Raw genomic sequence first — 23231 nt, forward strand, 5'->3', positions numbered from 1 at the left:
CGACCTCCAGAGAATCGGTAAGCACGAATACCGGATTTCTAGTGGTCCCGAACTGCGGTGTCTATGACATGGAGGTGGCCACATCCTGACTTGTCGTGAATCCGCCAGCTACCCCTTCGTCGCGCCGCCGAGGTTGAACGACCCCGCGAGGTACTTGTTGACCGCCACGTAGAGGATCACCGCGGGTGCCGTGTAGAGGATCGAGAACGCGGCCAGCTGCCCGTAGGCGACCTGCCCGTACTGCGAGAAGAACGTGTAGATGGTCACCGCGGCCGGCTGCTTCTCCGGCGCGTCCAGCAGCACGAACGGGGCGAAGAAGTTGCCCCACTGCCCGACGAACACGAAGATCGCCACCACCGCGATGCCCGGCGCCATCAGCGGCCCCACCACGGCGCGCAGCGACTGCACCCATCCGGCGCCGTCCACCCAGGCGGCCTCCTCCAGGCTGACCGGCACGCCGTCCATGAAGTTCTTCATCATCCAGATGGAGAACGGCAGCGAGCTGGCGGTCAGGAACAGCACCATCGCCGGCACCGAGCCGTACAGGTTGAACCGGAAGAACATCGCGTAGACCGGCACCAGGATCGCCGTCATCGGCAGGCCCGTGGTGAACAGCAGCGTCAGCATGAAGTGGCGGCGGTAGCGCAGCTGGTAGCGCGAGAGCGGATAGGCCGCGAGCCCGGCCACCACCACCGTCAGCAGCGCCGTCGAGCCCGAGATGACGACCGAGTTGATCAGCGGGAGCACGATCGTCTCCCAGGTCAGCACGGCCTTGAAGTTGTCGAGGGAGAAGGTCAGGGTCGGCGCGGCGGCCAGCGTCGCCTCCGGCTGCACCGAGGCGATGAGCACCCAGATGAAGGGCCCCAGGAACGCCAGCGCGATCACCAGCAGCGACAGCGTGGCCGCGCCCCTCGCGGCGAGTCTGGTCATGCGTCCTCCACCTTGATCAGACGCAGGTAGATCAGCGAGAACAGGGCCCCGATGACCAGCATGACCAGCGCGATGGCCGAGCCGTAGCCGATCTCGAAGTAGCGGAACGCCTGCTCGTACATGTAGAGCGGGGTCGTCTGGCTGGCCGTGCCAGGACCGCCGCCCGTCAGGGCGTAGATGAGCCCGAAGCTGGCCAGCGTCTGCAGGGTGATCAGCATCAGGTTCGACATGATCGAGCGCCGGATCAGCGGCAGCGTGATGTGCAGCAGCCGCTTTCCTGGGCCCGCGCCGTCCACCGCCGCCGCCTCCACCAGGTCCTTCGGCACCTCCGACAGCGCCGCCGAGTAGACCAGCATCGAGAACGCGGTGCCGCGCCAGACATTGGCCAGGATCACCGCCAGCATCGGCGCGGTGTAGAGCCACTCCTGCGAGATGCCGAGCGCGGTGTTGAGCGTGCCCTCCTCGGCGAGGAAGGAGAACCAGCAGGCCGCCGCCACGATCTCGGGCATCACCCAGGCCGCGATGACCACGCCGTTGACCGTGCTGCGCGTCACCCTGCCGCGCCCGCGCATCAGCAGCGCGATGATCAGGCCCAGCGTGTTCTGGCCGATGACGGCCGAGCCGATCACGAAGACGAACGTGAGCAGGAACGAGTTGATGAAGTTCGGGTCGTCGAAGAGCTTGACGAAGTTGTCCAGCCCGACGAACTGCGAGTTCACCGAGGCCGAGCCGGTCAGGGTCTCGTTGGTGAACGCGATGTAGACGCTCCACAGGATGGGCCCCGCGAGGAACAGCGCCAGCAGCACCAGCGCCGGGCCCAGGGGCAGCAGCCAGCGCATGACCCGCCGCCGTGACGGGCCGCCCGCAGGCGTGCCCGTCACGGGCGGGGACGGCGCCGTGGCGACCGTCATTTGGCGACGACCTTGTCGGGGCCTCCGACCGCGCCGGGCAGCGCCTTGGCGTAGGCCGCGGTGGCCTCCTCAGGCGTCTGCGAGCCGGTGGTGACGGCCTCCATGGCCTCCTGGATCTGCGCCGACACCTTCGGGTACGCCTCGTAGGCGGGCCGGTAGTGCGTCACCTCGGCGAGTTCGGTGAAGAACTTCACCGACGGGTTGTCGGCGGTGTACTTCGGGTCGGCCGCGACGTCCTTGCGCACGGCCAGGTCACCGGTGCTCACGGAGTACGTCATCGCGTTCTCCTTGTTCATCGCCACGGTGATGAAGTCGAACGCCTCCTGCTTGAGCTTGGTGTAGGAGCTCATCGCCATGACCCAGCCGCCCGACATGCTGACCGCGCCCGGCTCCTCGCCGTTCTGCGTCGGCATGGCCGTCCAGCCGATCTTCTCCTGCCAGGCGGGCCACGGCTTGGTGCTGGTGTCCTTCCAGGCCGACGGCGTCCAGGCGCCGTCGAGGGAGATGCCGACCTTGCCGGCCGGGAACCACTCGTGGTTGACCTTGTCGGCGAGCTTGGCGTTGTGGGCGTCGGCCTGCCTGGGGCCGAGCTCCTCGCGGTAGATCGTGTGGATGAAGGTCAGCGCGTCGGTGAAGTTCTTGCCGCCGCTCACCCACTTCTGCTGGGCGCTGTCGTACAGGGTGCCGCCGGGGGTGCCGTACAGGAGCATCTCGAAGCCCTGCATGGTGGACGCCTCGCCGTGGATCTTCGTGGAGTACATGCTGAAGGGGACGGCGTCCGGCACCTTCTGCTTGATCGTCCGGGCTGCGGTCAGCACGTCGTTCCAGGTCTTCGGCTCCCACGGGACGGGCAGTCCCGCCTTGGCGAAGACGTCCTTGTGGTACCAGAGGCCGCGCGTGTCGGTGCTGATCGGCACGCCGTAGATCTTGCCGTCGGCGCCCTTCGCGGCCTCCTTGACCGAGTCGGGGAACTGGGAGCTCCAGTCGGGCCACTTGGTCAGGTATTCGTCGAGCGGGGCCAGCTTGCCCGCGGCGACGTCGGCGTTCACCTGGAAGGTGTCGTGGTAGTAGATGTCGGGCGCCGAGTCCGCGGAGCGGTTCAGCAGCGCCAGCTTCGTGTAGTAGGCCTCGTTGTTGCCCTGCACCCCGGTCAGCTTGATCGTGACGCCGGGATGGCTGGATTCGTACTGCTTCTTCGCATCCGTGAGCATCTTCTCCAGGTGCGGCCACGTGGGCTCGACCTTGTAGAGAACCTCGAGCTCCTTGGTTCCTGAGGCTTCTTCGGCGGCGCCACCGCCGCAACCGGCTGCTGTCAGCGCTGTCAACAGCAGGAGGGAACCGGCCAGCCTACGTGTCATCACGGCCTCCCCTTGTTTCCTTTGGGTTGCGGAGAACGTAAGTCTTTTTGATTTACTAAGTCAACACTTTGTGGTGATATGACTCACATGCAGCAGGGCACCAACCTGCCCAAGGTCGGCAGCTACAACCGGGCCGTGGTGCTGGAGGCCATCCAGGCCTCCGACGGGATCAGCCGCGTCCAGGTCGCGTCCGTGACGGGGCTGACGGCGCAGACGGTGTCGGTGATCGTACGCAGGCTGCTGGAGGAGGGCCTGGTCGTCGAGGACGGCTCGGCGCCGTCACGCGGCGGCAAACCGGCCACCATCCTGCGGGTGGACGCCGGCGCCGGCTACGCGGTCGGCGTGCACTTCGATCCCAAGGCGCTGTCGTGCGTGCTGGCGGACCTGGCGGGCCGCCCGGTCGCCCGGCTGCATCTGCCCGTACGCCCGCGGGCCAGGCCCGACGCGGTGGTCAGGCAGATGGCGCGGGCGGCCAGGCGGATCCTGCGCGAGGCGGGGGTGCCGGACGGCAAGGTGCTCGGGGTGGGGCTGGCCTGCCCGGGACCGCTCGACGGCGACGGCGTGATGGTGAGCCCGCCCCGGCTGCCCGCGTGGGCCGGCACGCCGATCAAGGAGTTGCTCCAGGAGTACACCCGCTTCCCGGTGACCGTCGACAACGACGCCACGGCGGCGGCGATCGGCGAGCGGTGGGCCGGCATCGCGCGCTCCGCGCCCAGTTTCGCCTACCTCTACCTCGGCACCGGCATCGGCGGCGGGCTGTTCCTCGACAACCAGATCTATCGCGGGCGCTCACTCAACGCCGGCGAGTTCGGGCACATCACCGTCGAGCCCGACGGGCCCGCGTGCTACTGCGGCAACCGGGGCTGCGTGGAGGCGGTGTGCTGCCCGAGCGCGATCGAGGCGGCCGCGGGCGGCGCCGACCACGCCGACGTCTGCGCGGCCGCGGCGCGCGGCGAGCCGGCGGCGCGCGCGGTGATCGAGCGGGTGGCCGACCGCCTCGCCGTGGCCGCCGTCAGCGTGGTGAACATGCTGGACATCGACCTGCTCGTGCTGGGCGGGCCCGCGCTGCGCGAGGTCGGCGGCATCTATCGGGAGGCGATCGCGGCGGCCGTGGCGGGGCGGACGATGGCCAGGCGGCTGCACGCCGTACGCGTGGAGACCTCACCGATCGCGGCCGACGCCGCCGCGATCGGTGCGGCCTCCCTCGTCTTCCACGCCACCTACGCGCCCCGCCTCGGCACGCTGCTCAGCGGCTGAGCCCGGCTCGATGATCAGGCGCGCGGCCGGGCCCTGGCGCGCGGGTTCTGGCGTCAGGGCCCGGCCGGTGCGGGCTCAGGCCCGCTTCATGCGCAGCGTGACCAGCTCGAACGGGCGCAGCGCCACGGCGATCCCGTCGCCGGGCCGCTCGGGCTCGCCCGTCGGCCGCTCCAGCAGGTCGGTCGTGACGACCTCCGCGACGGGGAAGCCGGGACGCAGCCTGGCGCGGGCCCGGCCGCCGCGCGACTCGTGGAAGCGGACCACCACGTCGCCGCTGCCGTCGTCGGCCAGCTTCACCGCCGTCACCACCACGGCGTCGTCGTCCACCGTGACCAGCGGCTCGACCGGCGCGGAGCCGGGCACGCGGCGCTCGGGCTGGTTGATGAAGTGGCCCTCGCGCACGGCGTCGCCGATCTCCGCGCCCGGCACGAGCGCGTGGCGGAAGCGGTGCGCGCCCTGGTCGGTCTCGGGGTCGGGGAAGCGCGGCGCGCGCAGCAGCGAGACGCGCAGCGTGGTCGTGGTGCCGTGCTCGTCCACGTCGCGGGTGACGTCGTGGCCGTAGGTCGAGTCGGTCACCATGGCCACGCCCCAGCCGGGCTCCTCCAGGTGCACGAAGCGGTGGTTGCAGGCCTCGAACTTGGCGGCCTCCCAGCTCGTGTTGGTGTGGGTGGGGCGGAAGGTGTGACCGTACTGGCTCTCGGAGGCGTACCGGTCGGCGCGTACGTCGAGGGGGAAGGCCAGCTTGAGGAACTTCTCCGTCTCGTGCCAGTCGACCTCGGTGTCGATCTCCAGCCGCCCCTCGGCGAGCGTGAGCCGCTGCACCATCGACGAGGCCCCGAACGAGCGCTCGACCACGACCGTGACCCCGTCGAGGCGCACGTCGTCCGCCTCCGTCAGGTCGGTCACCGTGTTGCGGTAGAACTCGTCCACGTCCCAGGCGTCCCACTTGTTCGGGAAGTCCGGGTGCAGCTGTGGCAGGCAGGCCGCCCGCCCCGGCGCGACGGTCTCGCGCCCGGCCCGCAGGTCGTACGCCGACACGACCAGCCCGCGCCCGTCGATCTCGACCCTGAGCAGCCCGTCGTCGAGCACGAACCCGCCCGCGGGCCGCGGCGCCGCCTGCACGGCGGCGGCCGGGGTCTCGGGGGCGGCGCCGCCCGCGGGCACGCCGTTGCGGGCGTGCGGTGCGCCGTTGAAGACCAGCGTGCCGCCGGCCGGCTCGCCCGCCAGCGCGCGCTGCGCGGCGTCGATGATGCCGTTCAGCTCCTCGGTCACCAGCTCGTACGTCCTGCGCGCCTCCCGGTGCACCCACGCGATCGACGAGCCGGGCAGGATGTCGTGGAACTGGTGCAGCAGCACCGTCTTCCACAGCCGGTCGAGCGCCTCGTACGGATAGTCGGCCCCCGCCCGTACGGCCGCCGTCGCCGCCCACAGCTCGGCCTCCCGCAGCAGCGCCTCGCTGCGCCGGTTGCCCTGCTTGGTCTTGGCCTGGCTGGTCAGCGTGGCCCGGTGCAGCTCCAGGTAGAGCTCGCCCACCCAGACCGGCGGGTTGGGGTACTCGGCCTCGGCCTTGTCGAAGAACTCGGCGGGCGTCTCCCACGTCACGGTGGGCGAGCCCTCCAGGTCGCGGACGCGGGCCGCCCTGGCCACCATCTCGCGGGTGGTGCCGCCGCCGCCGTCGCCGTGCCCGGTCGGGGCCAGCGAGTGCCTGGCCACGCCCTTGTCCTTGAAGTTGCGGGCCGCGTGCGCCAGCTCGCCGCCGCGCAGGGAGGCGTTGTAGGTGTCGATGGGCGGGAAGTGGGTGAAGATCCTGGTCCCGTCGATGCCCTCCCACAGGAACGTGTGGTGCGGGAACGTGTTGGTCTGGCTCCACGAGATCTTCTGGGTGAGCAGCCGCTTCGACCCGGCCGCCTTGATTATCTGCGGCAGCCCGGCCGCGAACCCGAACGTGTCGGGCAGCCACACCTCCTCGTTGTCCACCCCGAACTCGTCGATGAAGAAGCGCTTGCCGTGCACGAACTGCCGGGCCATCGCCTCGGAGCCCGGCATGTTCGTGTCGGACTCGACCCACATGCCGCCCGCGGGCACGAACCGGCCGGTCGCCACCGCCTTGACGACCTTGGCCCACACCTCGGGCCTGTGCTCCTTCAGCCAGGCCCACTGCTGGGCCTGCGACATCGCGAAGACGAAGTCGGGGTCCTCCTCCAGCAGCGTGGTCATGTTGGAGGCGGTGCGGGCCACCTTGCGCACGGTCTCGCGCAGCGGCCACAGCCAGGCCGAGTCGATGTGGGCGTGCCCGACGGCGCTGATCCGGTGCGCCGACGGCACGGCCGGCGCGGCCAGGACACCGGTCAGCTCGGCCCTGGCCGCGGCGGCGGTGCCGTTCACGTCCTGCAGATCGACGGCGTCCAGCGCGCGCTCGATCGCCCGGAGGATCTCCCAGCGGCGGGCGCCCTCGACGGGCAGCTCCTGCATCAGCTCGCCGAGCACCTCCAGGTCCATCACCAGGTCCCACACCGTCTTGTCGAAGACGGCGAGGTCCATGCGGGCCAGCCGGTAGAGCGGCTCGGTGCCGGCCGTCTCCTTGTCGCCCAGCTGAGTGGGCAGGAAGGGGTGGTAGTCGAGGATGACCGGGTTGGAGGCGGCCTCGATGTGCAGGCGCACCTCCTCGCCGCCCTCGGCGGGCCCGGCGACGCGGACCCACTGCTGGCGGGGGTTGAGGCTCTTCACGGGGGTGCCGTCGGGCCGGTAGACCAGCCCTTCGCACTGGAAGCCCGTCTTGTCCGGGTTGAACCCGAGGTCGAGCACCGCTTCGACGATCTTGCCCGTCCACTCCATGGGGACGGTGCCGCTCACGGTGAACCAGCTCGTGCCCCACGGCGGCCCCCACGGCGTGCCGACCGCGATCGGCTCGCGCGGCGCGGCCAGGCCCTCGGCCACCGGTACCGGCTCGCCCGGCGCGTGCCACACGCCCACCTCCAGCGGCACCGACTCGGGATAGACCGCGGGGCGGATCCGCTCGGTCAGTACGCGCTTCAGACGGGCTTCGACCAGAGTGCGGTCGTCATGCATCAGGCAGGCTCCTCAGCAGATGGAGAACGGCGGGCCGCTGGCAAGGGCGGGCACCAACAGCACGTTATGCATCCCCATCATTTCCGGCAAAGCCACCCCCTCTTCTCAAAAGGGGAGAGAATCCCCTGGGGCGGTTACCGGTGCCGGGCGGGCAGTCGGGCAGGCCCCAGGGGATCCCCGATCAGGCGCAGGTGTAGCCGGAAGGCGTCTGCGTGTTCCCGTTCGGACGGTTCACCTGGAAACCGAACGTGGTACTGGCGTTCGGCGCCAGGTTGCCGTTGTAGTTGGCGTTCCTGGCCGTGACGGTCTGCCCGCTGACGGTCAGGGACGCGTTCCACGAGCCGGCCAGCGTGTGCCCGGAGGGCAGCGTGAAGGTGACGGTCCAGCCGTTGATGGCCGAGGTGCCGGTGTTGGTGACGGTCACCGGCTGGACGACGTAGCCGTTCTGCCACTGGGTCTGCACGGTGCCGGTGGCGGTGCAGCCACCACCGCCGACGGGACCCTCGGAGGTCGTGAACGTGGCGGCCGGCGAGTTGCCGGACAGGTTGCCCGCGCCGTCACGGGCGCGCACGTAGACCTGGTACTGCGTCTCCGGCGTCAGCCCCGTCAGGTTGATCGAGGCGGTCGTGCTCTGCCCGAGCAGCGTGTCCGTGGCGCCCTGCTCGCGGTAGACGTTGTAACCGGCCAGGCCGCTGCCGCCGCTGTCGGTCGAGGCGCTCCAGGACAGCGTCGCCGAGTTGGAGGTGACGTTGCTCGACGTCGGCGTGCCCGGCGTGGTCGGCGGCGTGGTGTCGTCGCCGCCCGTGCCGCCCGCCAGCGCGTCGTGCACGGCGGTGTAGGAGGCCTTCTGCTGGTAGTTCTCGTCGTAGATGAGCGCGGCGCCCTCACCGCCGAACGTGTCCGGCACCCACGAGTGCTTGTCGGTGAAGCCCCAGATCGTCACGCCGGCGCAGGCCGTCACCGCCAGGCAGGCGTTGATGACGTTGCGGTAGTAGGTGGCCTGGGTGGCGTCCTTGGAGGAGTTGCGCGGCATCTGCATGCGGATGTCGAGCTCGGTGATGCGCACCTGGACGCCGAGCGCGGCGAAGCGCTCCAGGTTCTGCTGCAGGTCGTTCGGGAAGCCGTACTGGATGGCGAGGTGGCCCTGGAAGCCGACGCAGTCGACCGGCACGCCCTGCTGGCGCAGCGAGGAGACCAGGTTGTACATCGCGGTGCTCTTGGCGTTGATGCCCTCGACGTTGTAGTCGTTGATGCACAGCCGGGCGTCGGGGTCGGCGGCGCGGGCGGCCCTGAAGGCGTCGGCGATGTAGCTCTGGCCGAGCGTGTTGTACCAGAACGAGCTCCGCATGCTGCCGTTCTCTTCGAACACCTCGTTGACCACGTCCCACGAGACCACGGCCGGGTTGTCGGCGTAGCGGCCGACGACCTGCGAGATGTGGTTCTGGATCGCGCTGCGCATGGCGCTCGCGCCGAGGCCCTGCACCCAGCCGGGGGTCTGCTGGTGCCAGACCAGCGTGTGGCCGTGGACCTGCTGGTTGTTCTGCGTGGCGAAGTTGACGATGGCGTCGGCGCCGGAGAAGTTGAACTGGTTCTGGCTGGGCTCGGTGGCGTCCCACTTCATCGCGTTCTCGGCGGTGATCTGGTTGAACTCCGTGGCCGCGATGTTGCGGTAGGCGGTCTCGTTCGACAGCGGGCTGGTGGCGAGCGCCGCACCGATGAACTTGCCCTTGGAGGCCGCGTGCGTACGCAGCGGCGCCGATGCTTCCGCCGGGACGGTGGGTAGGAGGAAGGTCGCGAGCAACCCCGCTAACGCGAGGGGTCTGAGGAGTGAGGACGAACGCACGGGCATCTACCTCCGGAGGCAGGCACTCGATTCCGAAAGTTTCGGCCCCGATGGGACCATGGAGCAGACGGTATTGACATGCGCACGAGCGGGTCAACCAGGCGGTCGGGCCGGGGCCAAATGAGCAGTTGGCGGGCAGAAAGTATCGGCAAACCCATGAAAGTTTCATGGTCACAGCGGCGGAGATCAGGCGTCTAGCGCACGTACCGGCCGGTCGGTACTGTGATTGTCCGGAACAATCGTCCACTGCGGGAGTACTGCGGATGTCTCTTTCGCACGCCCAGGTCCAGGCCCAGCTCACCGGTCCCGGCCAGCTCTTCGAGATGGAGGAGATCGGCGGCACCGGCGTACGCACGTGGAAGCACGCCCCGCCGCACTACCGGGCCCTGCTGGAGATGAGCAGATTCCACGGCGACAAGGTCTTCCTCGTCTACGAGGACGAGCACATCACCTTCGAGGACCACTTCCGCCGCGTCGCCACCCTCGCCCGCCGGCTGGTCGAGGACTACGGCGTGAGCAAGGGCGACCGGGTGGCCGTGGCCATGCGCAACTACCCGGAATGGGTGATCTCCTTCTCGGCCGTGCTGGCCGCCGGGGCCATCGCCGTACCGCTCAACGCCTGGTGGACGGAGGCCGAGCTGGCCTACGGCGTGACCGACTCGGGAGCCAAGGTGCTGATCGCGGACGGTGAGCGCGCCGTCAGGCTGGCCTCCACGGGCGTGCCGATGATCGTCGCCAGGGGCGAGGCCCCGGACGGGGCGCGCGCGTTCGACGACGTGCTCGGCGAGATCCCGGCGGACGTCTCCCTCCCCGAGGTCGAGCCGGCCCCCGACGACCCCGCGACGATCTTCTACACCTCCGGCACCACCGGCAACCCCAAGGGCGCGCTCGGCAGCCACCGCAACATCGGCCAGTCCCCCATGACCGTCGCCTACGGCCTCATGCGCGCCGTCGCCCTGTCCGGCAAGGACGTCGGCGCGGCGGCGGGCACCCGCAGGATCACCCTGCTGACCGTGCCGCTCTTCCACGTCACCGGCTGCTTCTCGGCGATGACGACCACGATGTTCAGCGGCGGCGGCCTGGTGCTGATGTACAAGTGGGACCCGGAGAAGGCGCTGCAGCTCATCGAGCGCGAGCGGGTCACCGCCATGATCGGCGTGCCCACCAACGCCTGGCAGCTCATGTCGCACCCCGACTTCGGCAAGTACGACCTGTCCTCGCTGTCCACCCTCGGCTACGGCGGCGCCCCCGCCCCGCCCAAGCTGCTGGAGCGCATCAAGACGAACCTGCCCGACCGCGCGCCCTCCAACGGCTACGGCATGACCGAGACCAGCGCCCTGGCCATCGGCAACGGCGGCGCCGACTACCACGCCAGGCCCGACAGCATCGGCCTGCCCTCCCCCGTGGTGGACGTTCGGGTCGTCGACCCCCTGGGCGGCGAGCTGCCCCGCGGCGAGGTCGGCGAGCTGTGCGTACGCGGCCCCAACGTCATCCTCGGCTATTGGAACAAGCCGGAGGCGACCGCGCAGACGTTCGTCGGCGGCTGGCTGCACACCGGCGACCTGGCCAAGATCGACGAGGACGGCTTCGTCTACATCGTGGACCGCGCCAAGGACATGGTGATCAGGGGCGGCGAGAACGTCTACTGCGCCGAGGTCGAGGCCGCCCTGTTCGAGCATCCGGCGGTGGACGACGCGGCCGTGATCGGCGTACCGCACGACGAGCTGGGCGAGGAGGTCGGCGCCGTGCTCCGCCTGGCGCCCGGCGCCTCGCTCACGCCGGACGAGCTGCGCGAGTTCCTGTCCTCCAGGATCGCCAAGTTCAAGATCCCGGTGCACGTCTGGTTCCGCGAGGGCGAGCTGCCCCGCAACCCCGGCGGCAAGATCCTCAAGACCCACCTGCGCCGCGAGATCCTCGGCACCTGACCCGCCGGGGCTTTGACGCGCCGCGCCGCTGGGCGCTCCGCCCAGCGCAGCAGGCGTCCGACGGCTCCCCCGGTGTTCTCCGGGGGAGCCGTCGTCGTGTGACGGCCTTCACACCGATCGCGTTCCCCCTGCTCGGACACCCCTTCCCGGCTCCCGCTTACCCACCGGGTAATCGCGGCGCCTACCCGCGTCCTGACATCGTTCCCGGTGTCAGCACGACCGTGGTCGCCGCGAAGGAGCCCGACATGACCGCCCTGCCCATCACCACCGACCGTACGAAGTTCCTGCGCCTGGCGCTGGCCGCGGACGCCGCCGTGACGGGCGTCAACGGGCTGGCCTACCTCGCCTTCGCCGGCCCCGTCGCCGCGCTGCTCGGCCCGGACGCCGCCCTGCTGCGCGGCATCGGCGCCTTCCTCCTGGCGTACGGCGCCGCCGTCGCCGTCCTCGCCACCCGCCGCGACATCAGCCGCACCGGCACCAGGGCCGTCATCGCCCTGAACGTCGCCTGGACCCTGGGCAGCGTCGCCGCCGTCGTCACCGGCGCACTCGACCTCACCACGATCGGCGCCGTCTGGGCCGTCACCCAGGCCCTCGTGGTGGCCGTCTTCGCCGAACTCCAGCTCACCGGCCTGCGCAAGAGCCGCTGACCCTTCCTTGCCGGCCCTGCACCAAGCCGACCCCGCACCAAGCCGACCCCGCACCAAGGAGACAGAGATCGTGACCCTCGTCGACCGCTACCTCGCCTGCTGGAACGAGACCGACCCCGAGGCCCGCGCCAAGGCCGTGGCCGAGCTGTGGACCGAGGACGGCACCTACACCGACCCCCTCGCCGACGTCACGGGACACGCCGCCATCGCCGCCGTGATCGAGGGCGCGCAGTCCATGTTCCCCGGCCTCGTCTTCACCCCGGGCGAGCTGTACGACAGCCACCACCACGTCGCCCGCTTCACCTGGCACCTCGGCCCGGAGGGCGGCGACCCCGTCGCCACCGGCTTCGACGCGGTGGAACTGGCCGAGGACGGCCGCGTCCGCAGCGTCCTGGGCTTCCTGGACGAGATCCCGTCCTGACCGCCCTCGCGACGACCTCCGGGAGCCTCCCGGAGGTCGTCGAGTCGTCTCCTGGACGTCCACCTCTGAATTGATTTGCCCACGCCAGCCGCCATCACGGACAATTGCCACTCGTGCCATCAGCATTGAAGCGCCTGCTCCGCCACCTCGCGCTCGACCTCAGCCCGCTCCGCGACTCCCGCGACTACCGGTTGCTCTTCGGGTCCGGCGTCATCACCATGTTCGGCACGCTGATCACGATGGTCGCGGTGCCGTACCAGATGAAGCAGCTCACCGACTCCTACCTCGCGGTGGGCCTGGTGAGCCTGGCGGAGTTCGTGCCCATGGTGGTGTGCGGGCTATGGGGCGGCGCGATCGCCGACGCGCTCGACCGCCGCAAGATCATCGTGATGAGCGAGCTGGGCCTGCTGGTCACCTCCGCCGCGCTCATGATCAACGCGATGCTGCCGAGCCCGCAGATCTGGGTCCTGTACGTCGTGGGCGCGATCTCCACCGGCATCGGCTCGCTCCAGCGCCCCAGCCTGGAGGCGGTGATGCAGCAGGTCGTCAAGCACGACCAGCAGGCCGCCGCCGCCGTCCTGTCGAGCCTGCGCTGGAACTTCGGCGCCATCGTGGCCCCCGCCCTCGGCGGCCTGATGGTCGCGTCGTGGGGCGTCACCTCCGCGTACGTCCTCGACACGCTCACCTTCCTGCTGTCGATGGTCCTGCTCTGGCGGGTCAGGTCGCTGCCCCCTGCCGAGGACGCGGCGCCCGCCTCGATCAAGTCGCTGGTCGAGGGCATGCGGTACGCGATGAGCCGCAAGGACCTGGTGGGCACGTACCTCGTGGACATGGCCGCCATGGTGTTCGCGATGGCGAACGCGTTGTTCCCGTTCCTCGCCGAGGAGCTGCGGGCGCCGCAGGCGCTCGGGCTGCTCTACTCGGCCTCCGCGGTCGGCGCGCTGATCGCCTCGCTCACCGGCCGCTGGACGGCCCGCGTACGCCGCCACGGCCTCGGCGTGATCGTGGCCGCCGCCTTGTGGGGCGTCGCCGTGGCGCTGACCGCCGTGGCCCCGAACATTTGGCTCATCGTCGTCTGCATCGCGTTCGCGGGCGCCGCCGACATGATCAGCGGCATCTTCCGCATGACGATGTGGAACCAGACCATCCCGCCGGAGCTGCGCGGCCGCCTGGCCGGCATCGAGCTCCTCTCGTACGCCAGCGGCCCCATGCTGGGCAACGCGCGGGCCGGCATGATGGCCCAGCTCGGCGGCACCCGCTTCGCACTCGGCGCGGGCGGCGTGCTGTGCGTGGCCGCCGTACTGAGCCTGGCCACCGCCCTGCCGAAGTTCCGCCGCTACGACGCCACAACCGACGAGAACGCCCTGGCGGAAAAGGCCCGCCGCGAAGCCGCCACCCTCGCCTGACCCCGAGGCCGGCTGACGAGGCGGGCCACCTGATGCGATCAGCCCACCTCCCGCCACCCGTCATACCGCTCGACCAGCTCATCGACCTTGCCCAAGGCCGCGCCGTCGAGCCCCTCGACCACAACCACCCACTGAGCATCCTCGGCATCGTCCTCCCCCGCCAAGGTCTCCCGCACCACCCGCGGCACCCCCACCTCCGGAAACCACTCCCCCAGCGTCTCCGCCACCTCCTCGGCATCCTCCCGCTCCCCGAACACCAGCAGCTCCGCCATCTTCATCCCTCTCAGGCTCTTAACTGTGTCTTGACTTTCACCTAGCGTGATCACAATAGGTTGGTAGCGTTCAACCATGACTGCCGAAGCGGTGATCGCTGAGATGACGTCGTCCTCGCTCCCGGACTGGGTTTTTCCGCCACCACAGGGCTTCGCAGCAGAAGATCTCGATCACCTTCCGGATTTGCCTGCGCACACAGAGTTGATTGATGGAAGCTTGGTCTTCGTGGCCCCCCAGCGCGACTTCCATTCATTGGTCCTCTACCGGCTACACGTCGAGCTGGACAGGTTCGCCCCTGCAGATCACAAAGTACGCCAGGAGATGAGCGTCAAGCTGGGCCCGAGGCAGCGCCCCGAGCCTGACCTCATCGTCCTCGCACCCGGCACCTTCACCGGCAGCGAGGTCACCTACTTCGATGCCGCAGACGTGGTCCTCGCCGTCGAAGTGATCTCACCGGAGTCCGCATTGCGGGACACGAAGCGCAAGCCCGTCCTCTACGCCGAGGCAGGCATCCCCCATTTCTGGCTGGTGGAGGAGACCCAGGGCAAGGCCACCGTCGTCGTCCACGAGCTGAGCCCGACCACCAGGTCCTACGTCGTCACCGGCATCCACCACGACCGGCTCAAACTCTCGGTCCCGTTCCCCATCGACTTCGACGTCGCCACACTCTACGAACCCTGACGCCAGAAAGGGCCGGTGCGGCAGCGCACCGGCCCTCTGAAACGGCCGGGTCAGCCGCGGAGCTGGGCGCCCACCCGGTCGGCGGCCATGGCCACCGCCGCGTCGCGGGCCGCCGTGGTCTCCTCGACGGTCAGCGTACGGTCGGGCGCGCGGAACCGCATCGAGTAGGCGAGCGACTTGTTCCCCTCGCCCACCTGCTCACCCGCGTAGACGTCGAACAGCCTGATCGACTCCAGCAGCTCCCCCGCCCCGTCGCGCAGCGCCGCCTCGACGTCGGCGACCGGCGTGAAGTCCGGCACGATCAGCGCGACGTCCTGGGTGGCGACCGGGTAGGCGGACACGGCGGGCGTGTCGACGGGCCCCGGCATGGCCGCCTCCAGCCGCGACAGCTCCAGCTCCATCGCCGCGGTGCGGGCCGGCAGCCCGTACGCCTCGATGACCCGCGGGTGCAGCTCACCGGCGTGCCCCACCAGCGTGTCGCCCACGTAGAGGGCGGCGCACCGGCCGGGATGCCACGGCTCGTGCTGGTCGGCGCTGATGGACAGCTCGAGCCGCGCCTCGGCGGCGACGAGCCGGGCCGCCTGCACGGCGTCGGCCCACGAGGCCGCCCGCCCCGCGCCCCACCAGCCGGACCGCTCGAACTCGCCGGCCAGCACGACCGCGACCCGCAGCGGCTGGTCGGGCAGCGCCGACTCGATGGTGGCCAGTTCGTCGGCGGTGGGCCGCCGCTCGACGCCGAGCACAGGAGCGACCTCGGGCGCGTCCTCGCGGGGCCGGTAGACGGAGCCGGACTCGAACAGCGCGACGTCGGTGAAGCCGCGCCCGACGTTGCGTACGAGCGTCTTCAGCAGCCCCGGCAGCAGCGTCGTCCGCATCAGCGGCTCGTCCTCCGACAGCGGGTTGGCCAGCCGCGCGGCGCGGCGGCGCGCGTCCTCGGCGGGCAGCTGCATGCGGTCGAAGTCGTCGGGGCTGATGAACGGGTAGCTGAGCACCTCGACGTAGCCGCCTTCGGCCAGCGCCCGCCCGACCCGCCGGCGCAGCCGCTGGCCCTCGGTGAGCCCGGCGCCGGCCGGGGCGGAGGGCAGCACCGACGGGAGGTTCTCGTAGCCCTCCAGCCGGATGACCTCCTCCGCCAGGTCGTTGGGGTCGGTCAGGTCGGGCCGCCAGGACGGCGGGGTCACGGTGATCATGTCGTCGCCGGTCACGGCCAGCCTGGCGGCCAGCTCGCCGCCGGTCACCACGCCGGTCGGGGCGACGCCGCCCTGCCGCACGGCCGGGTCGGCGCCGTCGGTGACGACGCAGCCGACCTGCTGCAGGCGGGTGACCACGGTCTCCTTGGAGTAGGGGACGCCGGCCACCCGGCCCGGGTAGCCGGCCGGGATCGCGATGCGCGCCGGCGACACCTCGACCTCGGCGTGCGTGACGCCGGGCGGCACGGTGGCGCCGCCCAGCTCGGCCAGCAGCCGCACGGCCCGCCACGAGGCGACGAGCGGCAGCTCGCGGTCGACGCCGCGCTCGAACCGCTTGGACGCCTCGGAGACCAGCCCGTGCCGCCGGGACTCGCGGGAGATGCCGGTGGCGGAGAAGTGGGCGGCCTCGATGACGATGTCGGTCGAGGAGCCGGAGATCTCGGTCTCCAGGCCGCCCATGGTGCCGGCCATGGAGATCGGCCCCGACTGGTCGGTGATGAGGATGTCGTCGGGGTCGAGGTCGCGTACGACGTGGTCGAGCGTCTCCAGCCGCTCGCCCGCCGCGGCCCTGCGGACGACGATCTCGCCGGTGAGCTTGCCGCGGTCGAAGGCGTGCAGCGGCTGCCCGAGCTCCAGCATCAGGTAGTTGGTGATGTCGACGGCCAGCGAGACCGGGCGCATGCCGGCCCGGTGCAGGCGTACGCGCATCCACAGCGGCGTCTGCGCCTCCGGGTCGAAGCCGTGCGCCTCGCGCAGCACGAACCGGTCGCAGGCGGTCGGGTCGCCGATGGAGGCCGGCCACGACGGCGCGGTCTCGGCGGGCACCTCGACGTCGGCGGGGTCGCGGAAGGCCACCCCGAACGCCGTGGCCACCTCGCGGGCCACGCCGCGGATCGACAGCGCGTAGCCGATGTCGGGGGTGATCTCCAGCTCGATGACGTCGTCGCGCAGCCCGAGCAGCTCGACCACGTCGGTGCCGATGGGCGTGCCCTCGGGCAGCACCATGATGCCGCTGTGGTCGTCGCCCAGCCCCAGCTCACGCTCGGAGCAGATCATGCCCTCGGACATCCGCCCGTACGTCTTGCGCGCCCCGACCTCGAACCCGCCGGGCAGCACGCCGCCGGGCAGCACGACGGGCACCCGGTCACCGGCGGCGAAGTTCGTGGCGCCGCAGACGATCTCGCGCGGCGTCGCCTCGCCCACCTCGACCTTGCAGTGCCTGATCGGCTTCTTGAAGCCGGTCAGCTCTTCGACCTCGAGCACCTCGCCGACGACGACGTTCTTGACGTCGTGGCCGTGCGAGGTGATCGACTCGAGCTTGAGCCCGGCGGCCGTGAGCTTGTCGGCCACCTCGTGGGCGGTGACCGCCGGGAGATCGACATACTCCCGCAGCCAGGAAAGCGGGACCCTCATCAGATCTCCATTCCGAACGGGAGCGTGAAGCGCACGTCTCCCTCGACCATGTCACGCATGTCCTCGGCGTTGTGGCGGAACATCAGCGTCCGCTCGATGCCCATGCCGAAGGCGAACCCGGAGTAACGCGACGGGTCGACGCCGCACGCGATGAGCACGCGCGGGTTGACCATGCCGCAGCCGCCCCACTCGATCCAGCCCTCCGACTTGCAGGTGCGGCAGGGCGGGTTGCCGGGCACCGCGGAGGCGCCGCGGCAGACGAAGCACTTGAGGTCCATCTCCGCGGACGGCTCGGTGAACGGGAAGTAGTTGGGCCGGAACCGCGTCGTGATGCCCTTGCCGAACATGACCTCGGCGAACCGGTCGAGCGTGCCCTTGAGGTGGGCCATGGTCAGGCCCTCGTCGACGGCCAGGCCCTCGGTCTGGTGGAAGACCGGGGTGTGGGTGGCGTCGAGCTCGTCGGTGCGGAACGTCTTGCCCGGCGAGATGACGTAGACCGGCAGCTCGCGCTCGAGCAGCGCCCTGATCTGCACCGGCGAGGTCTGCGTGCGCAGCACCATGCCGGAGTCGGTGGAGCCGACGAAGAACGTGTCGTGGTCGGAGCGCGCCGGGTGGTCCTTGGCGATGTTGAGAGCGTCGAAGTTGAACCACTCGCCTTCGAGCTCGGGCCCCTCGGCCACTTCGTAGCCCATGGCGACGAAGGCGTCGGCGATGCGCTCCTGCAGCGTGGTGAGCGGGTGGCGGGCGCCGCGCGGCCGGCGGTCCCACGGCAGGGTGACGTCGACGGCCTCCTCGATGAGGACGCGGGCGTCGCGCTCTGCCTCCAGCTCGGCCTGGCGGGCGGCGAGCGCCTCGTTGATGGCCTTGCGGGCCGCGCCGACGCGCTTGCCGGCCTCGGCGCGGGCGGCCGGCGGCAGGGCGCCGATCTCGCGGTTGGCCAGGGCGATGGGCGAGCGGTCACCCGCGTGCGCCAGCCTGGCCTGCTTGAGTGCGTCGAGGTCGCCGGCCGCCTTGATCGCCTCGATGGCGTCGGCCTCCATCCGGGACACCTCGTCGGCATGCAACGGTGTCACCTCGACGGGATCGTAGTCAGACAAGAGTGAGCTCCGTATCCAGGGCTTGAGCGGAAAAGAGTCTAGTGGGACCCGCCCACCGGGCCCGAACGCGGCGACTAGACGCCGGCGAAGTCGGGGGTGCCGGTGGGCAAGGTAAATCGGAACTCAGCCCCGCCCTCGGGCGCGCGCTGCACCGTGATCGTGCCGCCGTGCGCCTCGACCAGGCCCTTGACGATGAACAGGCCGAGCCCCGTGCCGCCCCGGCGGCGGCTGTTGCCGCCCCGCCAGAACTGCCTGAAGACGCGCGGAGCCAGCTCGGGCTCGATGCCCTCGCCCTCGTCGCGCACCGACACGGCCACTCCCCATTCGATGGACTCGATCTCGATCGTCACAGTGCCGCGCCCGTGGCGCAGCGCGTTTTCCACCAGGTTACCCAGGATCTGGTCGATCTTGTCCTGGTCGAGCCACATCTCGGGCAGCTCGTCGTCGGCGATCAGCCGGAAGCGGTTCTCCGGCTCGCCGGCCGCGACCCGGCCCGCGATGAGACGGCGCGCCCTGGCGGGCAGATCGACGACCTGACGGCGCACCTCGAGGCGCCCCGACTCGATGCGGGAGACGTCGAGCAGCTCGGTGATGAGCCGGGTGACGCGGTCGGCGTCGTTGTTGACGGTCTCGAGCATGACGAGCTTCTGCTCGTCGGTGAAGCGGGTCCACTTCGCCAGCAGCGTGGCGGTGAACCCCTTGACGCTGGTCAGCGGCGAGCGCAGCTCGTGGGCGACGGTGGAGACCAGGTCGGCGCGGCTGCGCTCGAGCCGGGAGCGGGCACCGCCGTCACGCAGCGTGATCGCGACGCGCTCGACCTCGCCGCCGCGCTCCGGCTCGCGGACGAGCCTGGCCGCGACGTAGAGCTCCTGCCCGCCGGGCAGGTGCAGCGGCCGCTCCGGCACGCGGGTGCGGGTGCGCAGCCCGCCCTCGGGGTCGAGCGCCTTCCACCAGTCGCGCCCGTCGTGGTCGCGGAACGGGTAGACGTCGTTCATGTGCCGGCCGACGGCGCGCTCCGCCACGATGCCGGTGAGCCGCGCGGCGGCCCGGTTGACGGCCAGCACGCGCCCATATCGGTCGGTCACGATGAGGCCGTCGGGGAGATCGTCGATGGCTATCGTGCACGCGGCCGCGACCACTCGCCCGTCGGTGTCTGCGCCGTGCACGCCTCGCCTCCTCCGCCTACAACGCCGACAATAGCGGGTTTCCCGTCGCCTAGGGCACCCGCTGCGCCCTGGCCGAGGAGTAAAGGCATACCGCCGCGGCGGTGGCTAGGTTCAGACTTTCAGCCTGTCCGTAGATGGGCACTCTGACCACATCATCCGCTTCGGTGAGTATTTCCTCCGGCAGTCCCCAGGCCTCGTTTCCGAAGATCCACGCCGTCGGTCCCGAGAGATCGACGTCGTCGAGCGTGTGCTTGCCCGCGCCGTCGGCCGCCAGCACGCGCAGGCCCCGCTCCCTGAGTTGACGCACGGCGGAGCCCACCGGTGCACCGATCGTGACGGGAAGATGGAAAAGGCTGCCTACGCTGGCGCGTACGCACTTGCCGTTGTACGGGTCAACCGACGCGTCCGTGAACACCACCGCGTCCGCCCCCGCCGCGTCGGCCGCCCGCATGACGGTCCCCGCGTTGCCCGGATCGCGGACGTGCGCCAGCACCGCCACCAGCCGAGGCTCGCCCGCCAGCGCCTCCTCCAGGGGCACGTGCACCAGCCGGCAGACGGCCACCAGCCCCTGCGGCGTCACGGTCTGTGACAGCTCGGACATGACCTCGCCGCTCGCCCGGTGGACGGGGACGCCCTTGAGCGTGGCCTCGGTGATCAGCTCGGGGTGGCGCAGCTCGGCCTCGGCCGTGCTGAACAGCTCCAGGGTCACGCCGTCGAGCTTGAGCGCCTCGCGCACCGCCTGCGGCCCCTCGGCCAGGAACTTCCTGTCCTGCTCACGGAAGGCCCGCTTGGTGAGCCGCCGCGCGGCCTTGACCCGCGGCGATCTCACGTTGGTCAGCTCGGACCCGGCCATCGTCTCCCCCAGTCGTACGGACGCCTGCCGCCACCGGCCCGTGCGTGCAGACAGCAAAGGGCCCACCGTCATCGGTGGGCCCCTCGTTCACATCAAGCGCTTCAGCTCGCGGCCGGAGCGTTCACGTTCGCCGGGAGCGCCTTCTTGGCGGCCTCGACGAGCGTGGCGAAGGTCTGGCTGTCGTTGACCGCGAGGTCGGCCAGGATCTTCCTGTCGACCTCGATGTTGGCCAGGCGCAGACCCTGGATCAGGCGGTTGTAGGTGATGCCGTTCTGCCGGGCCGCGGCGTTGATGCGCTGGATCCACAGACGACGGAACGCGCCCTTGCGGTCCTTGCGGTCCCGGTAGGCGTACGTCATCGAGTGGAGCATCTGCTCCTTGGCCTTGCGGTAGAGCCGCGACCGCTGGCCACGGTAACCGCTCGCCCTGTCGAGGACGACCTTGCGCTTCTTCTTGGCGTTGAGCGCCCGCTTCACGCGTGCCATGTTTCTTCTCCCCGGGGGTTCGCGCTACTTGGCGAGCAGCTTCTTGATCTTCTTGGAATCGGCGTCGGAAAGGACGACCTCGTTCTTGAGACGGCGCGTCAGCGTGGACGACTTCCACTCGTTGTAGTGCGCGCGATTGGCACGGCGACGCTTGATCTTGCCGGTGCCGGTGAGCCGGAACCGCTTCTTCGCACCGCTGTGCGTCTTCATCTTCGGCATGTCGCCGTCTCTCCTCGTTTCGGTCGTGCCGGTGGCCGGGCCGGTGCGTGTCCGGCCCGGTCGCGGCGTCTTCGTCTGCCGGTGGCTGCTGGGGTGCTGTAAGGCTAATCCCAACTGCGGGTCACGCTTCCGGTGGGGAAGGCTCCTCGCCGCCACGCTGCGCCTTGGCTGCGGCCTTTTCGGCCTTTGCCTCGGCCTTCTTCTTGTGCGGACCGATCACCATGATCATGTTACGGCCGTCCTGCTTGGCGTGGGACTCCACGAAGCCGAGCTCCTGGACGTCGTCCGCCAGCCGCTGCAGCAGCCGGAAACCGAGCTCCGGCCGGGACTGCTCGCGCCCGCGGAACATGATCGTGACTTTGACCTTGTCCCCCGCCTTGAGGAACCGCACCACGTGACCCTTCTTGGTCTCGTAGTCGTGCGGGTCGATCTTCGGCCGGAGCTTGATCTCCTTGATGATCGTGTGCGCCTGATTCTTGCGCGCCTCGCGCGCCTTCATCGCGGACTCGTACTTGAACTTGCCGTAGTCCATGAGCTTGCACACGGGCGGTCGAGCCGTGGCCGCGACCTCGACGAGGTCGAGGTCGGCCTCCTGGGCGAGCTTCAGCGCGTCATGAATGGAGACGATGCCTACCTGCTCGCCGTTCGGGCCCACGAGGCGAACCTCGGGAACTCGGATACGCTCGTTGATGCGGGGCTCAGTGCTGATGGGGCCTCCTAGGTTTGCGATCCCTACGTGCTCGTCGTATCGGGGCTTCTCACTTGAACGCGAAAAGCCCCGCACGTCGCGCATGCGGGGCCACTGAGCTCTTTGGCTTTCGTGGCCTCGAGCTCCCCGGAGTAGTCCGGCGTGATCCTGGACCCGGCCACCTTGCGGCGACTCAGGTGGGAGGGAGACCTCCGCTTGCGCGTCCAGCAAGGCATGCCGGACCGATCAGAGAGCTACATTACCACAACACCGAAGCCTGCTCGAATCATCCCCGTAACGCGGAGATTCAGCGTCGGAGCAGCTCAGCCTCGCCTGCAGCGGGCATCGCTCCCATGGCGCGGAGAGTCAGCGGCGGAGAAGTTCCGCCTCGCCGGCGGCGCGCATGGCCTCGACGGGCACGTCCGTCACACCGGTCATCAGCTGCACCTGGCGTACCGCCTGGTGCAGCAGCATCTCGAACCCGCCGACCACGATGCCGCCCGCAGCCCGCACGGCCGTCGCCGCGGCGGTCGGCCAGGGTGCGTAGACCACGTCGAACAGGGCCGGCACGCGCGCCAGCCGGTCGGCGAAGGCGTCGGCGGCGCCGCTCGGCAGCGTGGAGATCACCAGGTCGACGTCGATGCGGGCGTCGAGCTTGGCGAACGTCTCCACCGCCGGCGCCACGCCAAGCCGCTCGGCCACCGCGGCCGTCTCCCCCGCCCTGGCGGGGTCGCGGACGAGCAGCGTCGCGGAGTAGAGCCCGAGACCGCGCAGCGCCGCCAGCGCGGAGGCCGCCGTGGCGCCACCGCCCAGCACGGTCGCCGAGCGCGGCGCGGGCACCCCCGCCTCGGCCAGGGCGCGCTCGATGCCGTAGACGTCGGTGTTGTCGCCGTGGCGCCGGCCGTCGCGGAAGACCACCGTGTTGGCGCCGCCCACCTCGACGGCCAGGTCGGAGACCGTGTCGAGCAGGGGCAGCACGGCCCGCTTGAGCGGCATCGTGAGCGACAGCCCCGCCCAGGCGCGGCCGTCGTCGCCGGCCTGTCCGCGTACGGGGGTCAGCTCGGCCAGCAGGCCGGGCAGCCGGGCCTCGTCACACTCGAACGCCTCGTAGCTCCACCCGTCGAGCCCCATCGCCCGGTAGGCGGCCCGGTGCAGGTGGGGCGAGAGCGAATGGCCGATGGGCGACCCCATCACGGCAGCTCGCATCACGCACGTCCTTTCCAACCACGCAGCACCCTACCGCCGCCCACCACGCCACACGGACACGCCACGGGCGCACGGTGAGAACATCCTCCAGCCCCACCGGCTCACGGCACATCCACTTGCGGCACATCCACTTGCGGCACATCCGCTCGCGGCACATCCGCTCGCGGCACATCCGCTCGCGGCACATCCGCTC

Annotated in this window: 20 protein-coding genes; 6 read left to right on the forward strand and 14 right to left on the reverse strand. The window is 70.4% G+C overall.

Going from position 1 to position 23231, the window contains the following annotated elements; genetic code table 11:
- Window positions 1–108 precede the first annotated feature (108 nt).
- From ACFFR3_RS10155 to ACFFR3_RS10165, 3 genes are read right to left on the reverse strand one after another with little or no spacing between them, the layout of a single operon-like run.
- Complete coding sequence (locus ACFFR3_RS10155) at window positions 109–930, reverse strand: carbohydrate ABC transporter permease (RefSeq protein WP_345386271.1); 822 nt, start codon at window positions 928–930, stop codon at window positions 109–111.
- Entirely contained in the window at window positions 927–1841 is a 915-nt protein-coding gene (locus ACFFR3_RS10160; protein WP_345386273.1) for a carbohydrate ABC transporter permease, read from the reverse strand. The genes ACFFR3_RS10155 and ACFFR3_RS10160 overlap by 4 nt, the downstream gene beginning before the upstream one ends.
- Window positions 1838–3199 (reverse strand): extracellular solute-binding protein, encoded by a 1362-nt coding sequence (locus tag ACFFR3_RS10165; protein ID WP_345386275.1) that lies wholly within the window; start codon window positions 3197–3199, stop codon window positions 1838–1840. The genes ACFFR3_RS10160 and ACFFR3_RS10165 overlap by 4 nt, the downstream gene beginning before the upstream one ends.
- Before the next feature lie 78 nt (window positions 3200–3277).
- Here ACFFR3_RS10165 and ACFFR3_RS10170 point away from each other — a divergent pair, with 78 nt between their 5' ends.
- Window positions 3278–4456 (forward strand): ROK family transcriptional regulator, encoded by a 1179-nt coding sequence (locus ACFFR3_RS10170; protein WP_364373755.1) that lies wholly within the window; start codon window positions 3278–3280, stop codon window positions 4454–4456.
- Between the two features lie 75 nt (window positions 4457–4531).
- Here ACFFR3_RS10170 and ACFFR3_RS10175 read toward each other — a convergent pair whose 3' ends face one another.
- Both ACFFR3_RS10175 and ACFFR3_RS10180 read right to left on the reverse strand, forming a co-directional pair.
- Window positions 4532–7525: an alpha-mannosidase gene (locus tag ACFFR3_RS10175; RefSeq protein WP_364373752.1), complete on the reverse strand. Its 2994-nt coding sequence runs from the start codon at window positions 7523–7525 to the stop codon at window positions 4532–4534.
- 181 nt (window positions 7526–7706) lie between these two features.
- Window positions 7707–9326: an endo-1,4-beta-xylanase gene (locus ACFFR3_RS10180; protein ID WP_379483004.1), complete on the reverse strand. Its 1620-nt coding sequence runs from the start codon at window positions 9324–9326 to the stop codon at window positions 7707–7709.
- Between the two features lie 305 nt (window positions 9327–9631).
- Between ACFFR3_RS10180 and ACFFR3_RS10185 the strand changes: the two genes are divergently transcribed.
- The 4 genes from ACFFR3_RS10185 to ACFFR3_RS10200 all read left to right on the forward strand — a co-directional run bounded on the left by ACFFR3_RS10185 (window position 9632) and on the right by ACFFR3_RS10200 (window position 13767).
- Complete coding sequence (locus ACFFR3_RS10185) at window positions 9632–11293, forward strand: class I adenylate-forming enzyme family protein (protein WP_364373746.1); 1662 nt, start codon at window positions 9632–9634, stop codon at window positions 11291–11293.
- Window positions 11294–11538: 245 nt separating this feature from the next.
- Window positions 11539–11940, forward strand: a complete 402-nt coding sequence (locus ACFFR3_RS10190; RefSeq protein ID WP_345386283.1) for a hypothetical protein — start codon at window positions 11539–11541, stop codon at window positions 11938–11940.
- A 70-nt stretch (window positions 11941–12010) separates the two neighbouring features.
- Window positions 12011–12361, forward strand: a complete 351-nt coding sequence (locus tag ACFFR3_RS10195; RefSeq protein ID WP_364373742.1) for a nuclear transport factor 2 family protein — start codon at window positions 12011–12013, stop codon at window positions 12359–12361.
- Between the two features lie 113 nt (window positions 12362–12474).
- Window positions 12475–13767 carry an MFS transporter gene (locus tag ACFFR3_RS10200; RefSeq protein ID WP_379483005.1) on the forward strand — a complete coding sequence of 431 codons (1293 nt, stop codon included), beginning with the start codon at window positions 12475–12477 and terminating at the stop codon, window positions 13765–13767.
- 38 nt (window positions 13768–13805) lie between these two features.
- Here the strand turns inward: ACFFR3_RS10200 and ACFFR3_RS10205 are convergent, their stop codons facing one another.
- A complete protein-coding gene (locus ACFFR3_RS10205; protein ID WP_379483006.1) occupies window positions 13806–14045 on the reverse strand; it encodes a hypothetical protein in 240 nt (79 codons plus the stop codon).
- A gap of 70 nt (window positions 14046–14115) precedes the next feature.
- Here ACFFR3_RS10205 and ACFFR3_RS10210 point away from each other — a divergent pair, with 70 nt between their 5' ends.
- Window positions 14116–14721, forward strand: coding sequence for a Uma2 family endonuclease (locus ACFFR3_RS10210; protein WP_364373733.1), 606 nt, complete (start codon window positions 14116–14118; stop codon window positions 14719–14721).
- Window positions 14722–14771: 50 nt separating this feature from the next.
- Here the strand turns inward: ACFFR3_RS10210 and ACFFR3_RS10215 are convergent, their stop codons facing one another.
- From ACFFR3_RS10215 to ACFFR3_RS10250, 8 genes are all read right to left on the reverse strand, one after another.
- A complete protein-coding gene (locus ACFFR3_RS10215; protein WP_364373730.1) occupies window positions 14772–17324 on the reverse strand; it encodes a phenylalanine--tRNA ligase subunit beta in 2553 nt (850 codons plus the stop codon).
- The gene (gene pheS / locus ACFFR3_RS10220; RefSeq protein ID WP_345409250.1) at window positions 17324–18364 is read right to left on the reverse strand and encodes a phenylalanine--tRNA ligase subunit alpha; all 1041 of its coding nucleotides are present in this window, start codon (window positions 18362–18364) and stop codon (window positions 17324–17326) included. Before pheS ends, ACFFR3_RS10215 begins: the two co-directional genes overlap by 1 nt.
- 131 nt (window positions 18365–18495) lie before the next feature.
- Window positions 18496–19587: a sensor histidine kinase gene (locus ACFFR3_RS10225; RefSeq protein ID WP_345386293.1), complete on the reverse strand. Its 1092-nt coding sequence runs from the start codon at window positions 19585–19587 to the stop codon at window positions 18496–18498.
- Window positions 19588–19636: 49 nt separating this feature from the next.
- Entirely contained in the window at window positions 19637–20440 is an 804-nt protein-coding gene (locus ACFFR3_RS10230; RefSeq protein ID WP_364557691.1) for a TrmH family RNA methyltransferase, read from the reverse strand.
- Window positions 20441–20541: 101 nt separating this feature from the next.
- Window positions 20542–20925, reverse strand: coding sequence for a 50S ribosomal protein L20 (gene rplT / locus ACFFR3_RS10235; protein WP_345386295.1), 384 nt, complete (start codon window positions 20923–20925; stop codon window positions 20542–20544).
- A gap of 24 nt (window positions 20926–20949) precedes the next feature.
- Entirely contained in the window at window positions 20950–21144 is a 195-nt protein-coding gene (rpmI, locus tag ACFFR3_RS10240; protein ID WP_043622108.1) for a 50S ribosomal protein L35, read from the reverse strand.
- A gap of 121 nt (window positions 21145–21265) precedes the next feature.
- Window positions 21266–21928, reverse strand: coding sequence for a translation initiation factor IF-3 (gene infC / locus ACFFR3_RS10245; RefSeq protein ID WP_446686039.1), 663 nt, complete (start codon window positions 21926–21928; stop codon window positions 21266–21268).
- A 270-nt stretch (window positions 21929–22198) separates the two neighbouring features.
- Window positions 22199–23038: a shikimate dehydrogenase gene (locus tag ACFFR3_RS10250; protein WP_345386297.1), complete on the reverse strand. Its 840-nt coding sequence runs from the start codon at window positions 23036–23038 to the stop codon at window positions 22199–22201.
- Window positions 23039–23231 lie beyond the last annotated feature (193 nt).

It is taken from the genome of Nonomuraea salmonea (genome assembly GCF_042428605.1).
In the GTDB taxonomy this organism is placed as follows: domain Bacteria; phylum Actinomycetota; class Actinomycetes; order Streptosporangiales; family Streptosporangiaceae; genus Nonomuraea; species Nonomuraea salmonea.

What these genes read in the sequence shown, in the direction of transcription:
- ACFFR3_RS10155 (WP_345386271.1), bottom strand. Translation starts at nt 930, where the DNA reads ATGACCAGACTCGCCGCGAGGGGCGCGGCCACGCTGTCGCTGCTGGTG.
- ACFFR3_RS10160 (WP_345386273.1), bottom strand. Translation starts at nt 1,841, where the DNA reads ATGACGGTCGCCACGGCGCCGTCCCCGCCCGTGACGGGCACGCCTGCG.
- ACFFR3_RS10165 (WP_345386275.1), bottom strand. Translation starts at nt 3,199, where the DNA reads ATGACACGTAGGCTGGCCGGTTCCCTCCTGCTGTTGACAGCGCTGACA.
- ACFFR3_RS10170 (WP_364373755.1), top strand. Translation starts at nt 3,278, where the DNA reads ATGACTCACATGCAGCAGGGCACCAACCTGCCCAAGGTCGGCAGCTAC.
- ACFFR3_RS10175 (WP_364373752.1), bottom strand. Translation starts at nt 7,525, where the DNA reads ATGCATGACGACCGCACTCTGGTCGAAGCCCGTCTGAAGCGCGTACTG.
- ACFFR3_RS10185 (WP_364373746.1), top strand. Translation starts at nt 9,632, where the DNA reads ATGTCTCTTTCGCACGCCCAGGTCCAGGCCCAGCTCACCGGTCCCGGC.
- ACFFR3_RS10190 (WP_345386283.1), top strand. Translation starts at nt 11,539, where the DNA reads ATGACCGCCCTGCCCATCACCACCGACCGTACGAAGTTCCTGCGCCTG.
- ACFFR3_RS10205 (WP_379483006.1), bottom strand. Translation starts at nt 14,045, where the DNA reads ATGAAGATGGCGGAGCTGCTGGTGTTCGGGGAGCGGGAGGATGCCGAG.
- ACFFR3_RS10210 (WP_364373733.1), top strand. Translation starts at nt 14,116, where the DNA reads ATGACTGCCGAAGCGGTGATCGCTGAGATGACGTCGTCCTCGCTCCCG.
- ACFFR3_RS10215 (WP_364373730.1), bottom strand. Translation starts at nt 17,324, where the DNA reads ATGAGGGTCCCGCTTTCCTGGCTGCGGGAGTATGTCGATCTCCCGGCG.
- pheS (WP_345409250.1), bottom strand. Translation starts at nt 18,364, where the DNA reads ATGGAGGCCGACGCCATCGAGGCGATCAAGGCGGCCGGCGACCTCGAC.
- ACFFR3_RS10230 (WP_364557691.1), bottom strand. Translation starts at nt 20,440, where the DNA reads ATGGCCGGGTCCGAGCTGACCAACGTGAGATCGCCGCGGGTCAAGGCC.
- rplT (WP_345386295.1), bottom strand. Translation starts at nt 20,925, where the DNA reads ATGGCACGCGTGAAGCGGGCGCTCAACGCCAAGAAGAAGCGCAAGGTC.
- rpmI (WP_043622108.1), bottom strand. Translation starts at nt 21,144, where the DNA reads ATGCCGAAGATGAAGACGCACAGCGGTGCGAAGAAGCGGTTCCGGCTC.
- ACFFR3_RS10250 (WP_345386297.1), bottom strand. Translation starts at nt 23,038, where the DNA reads ATGCGAGCTGCCGTGATGGGGTCGCCCATCGGCCATTCGCTCTCGCCC.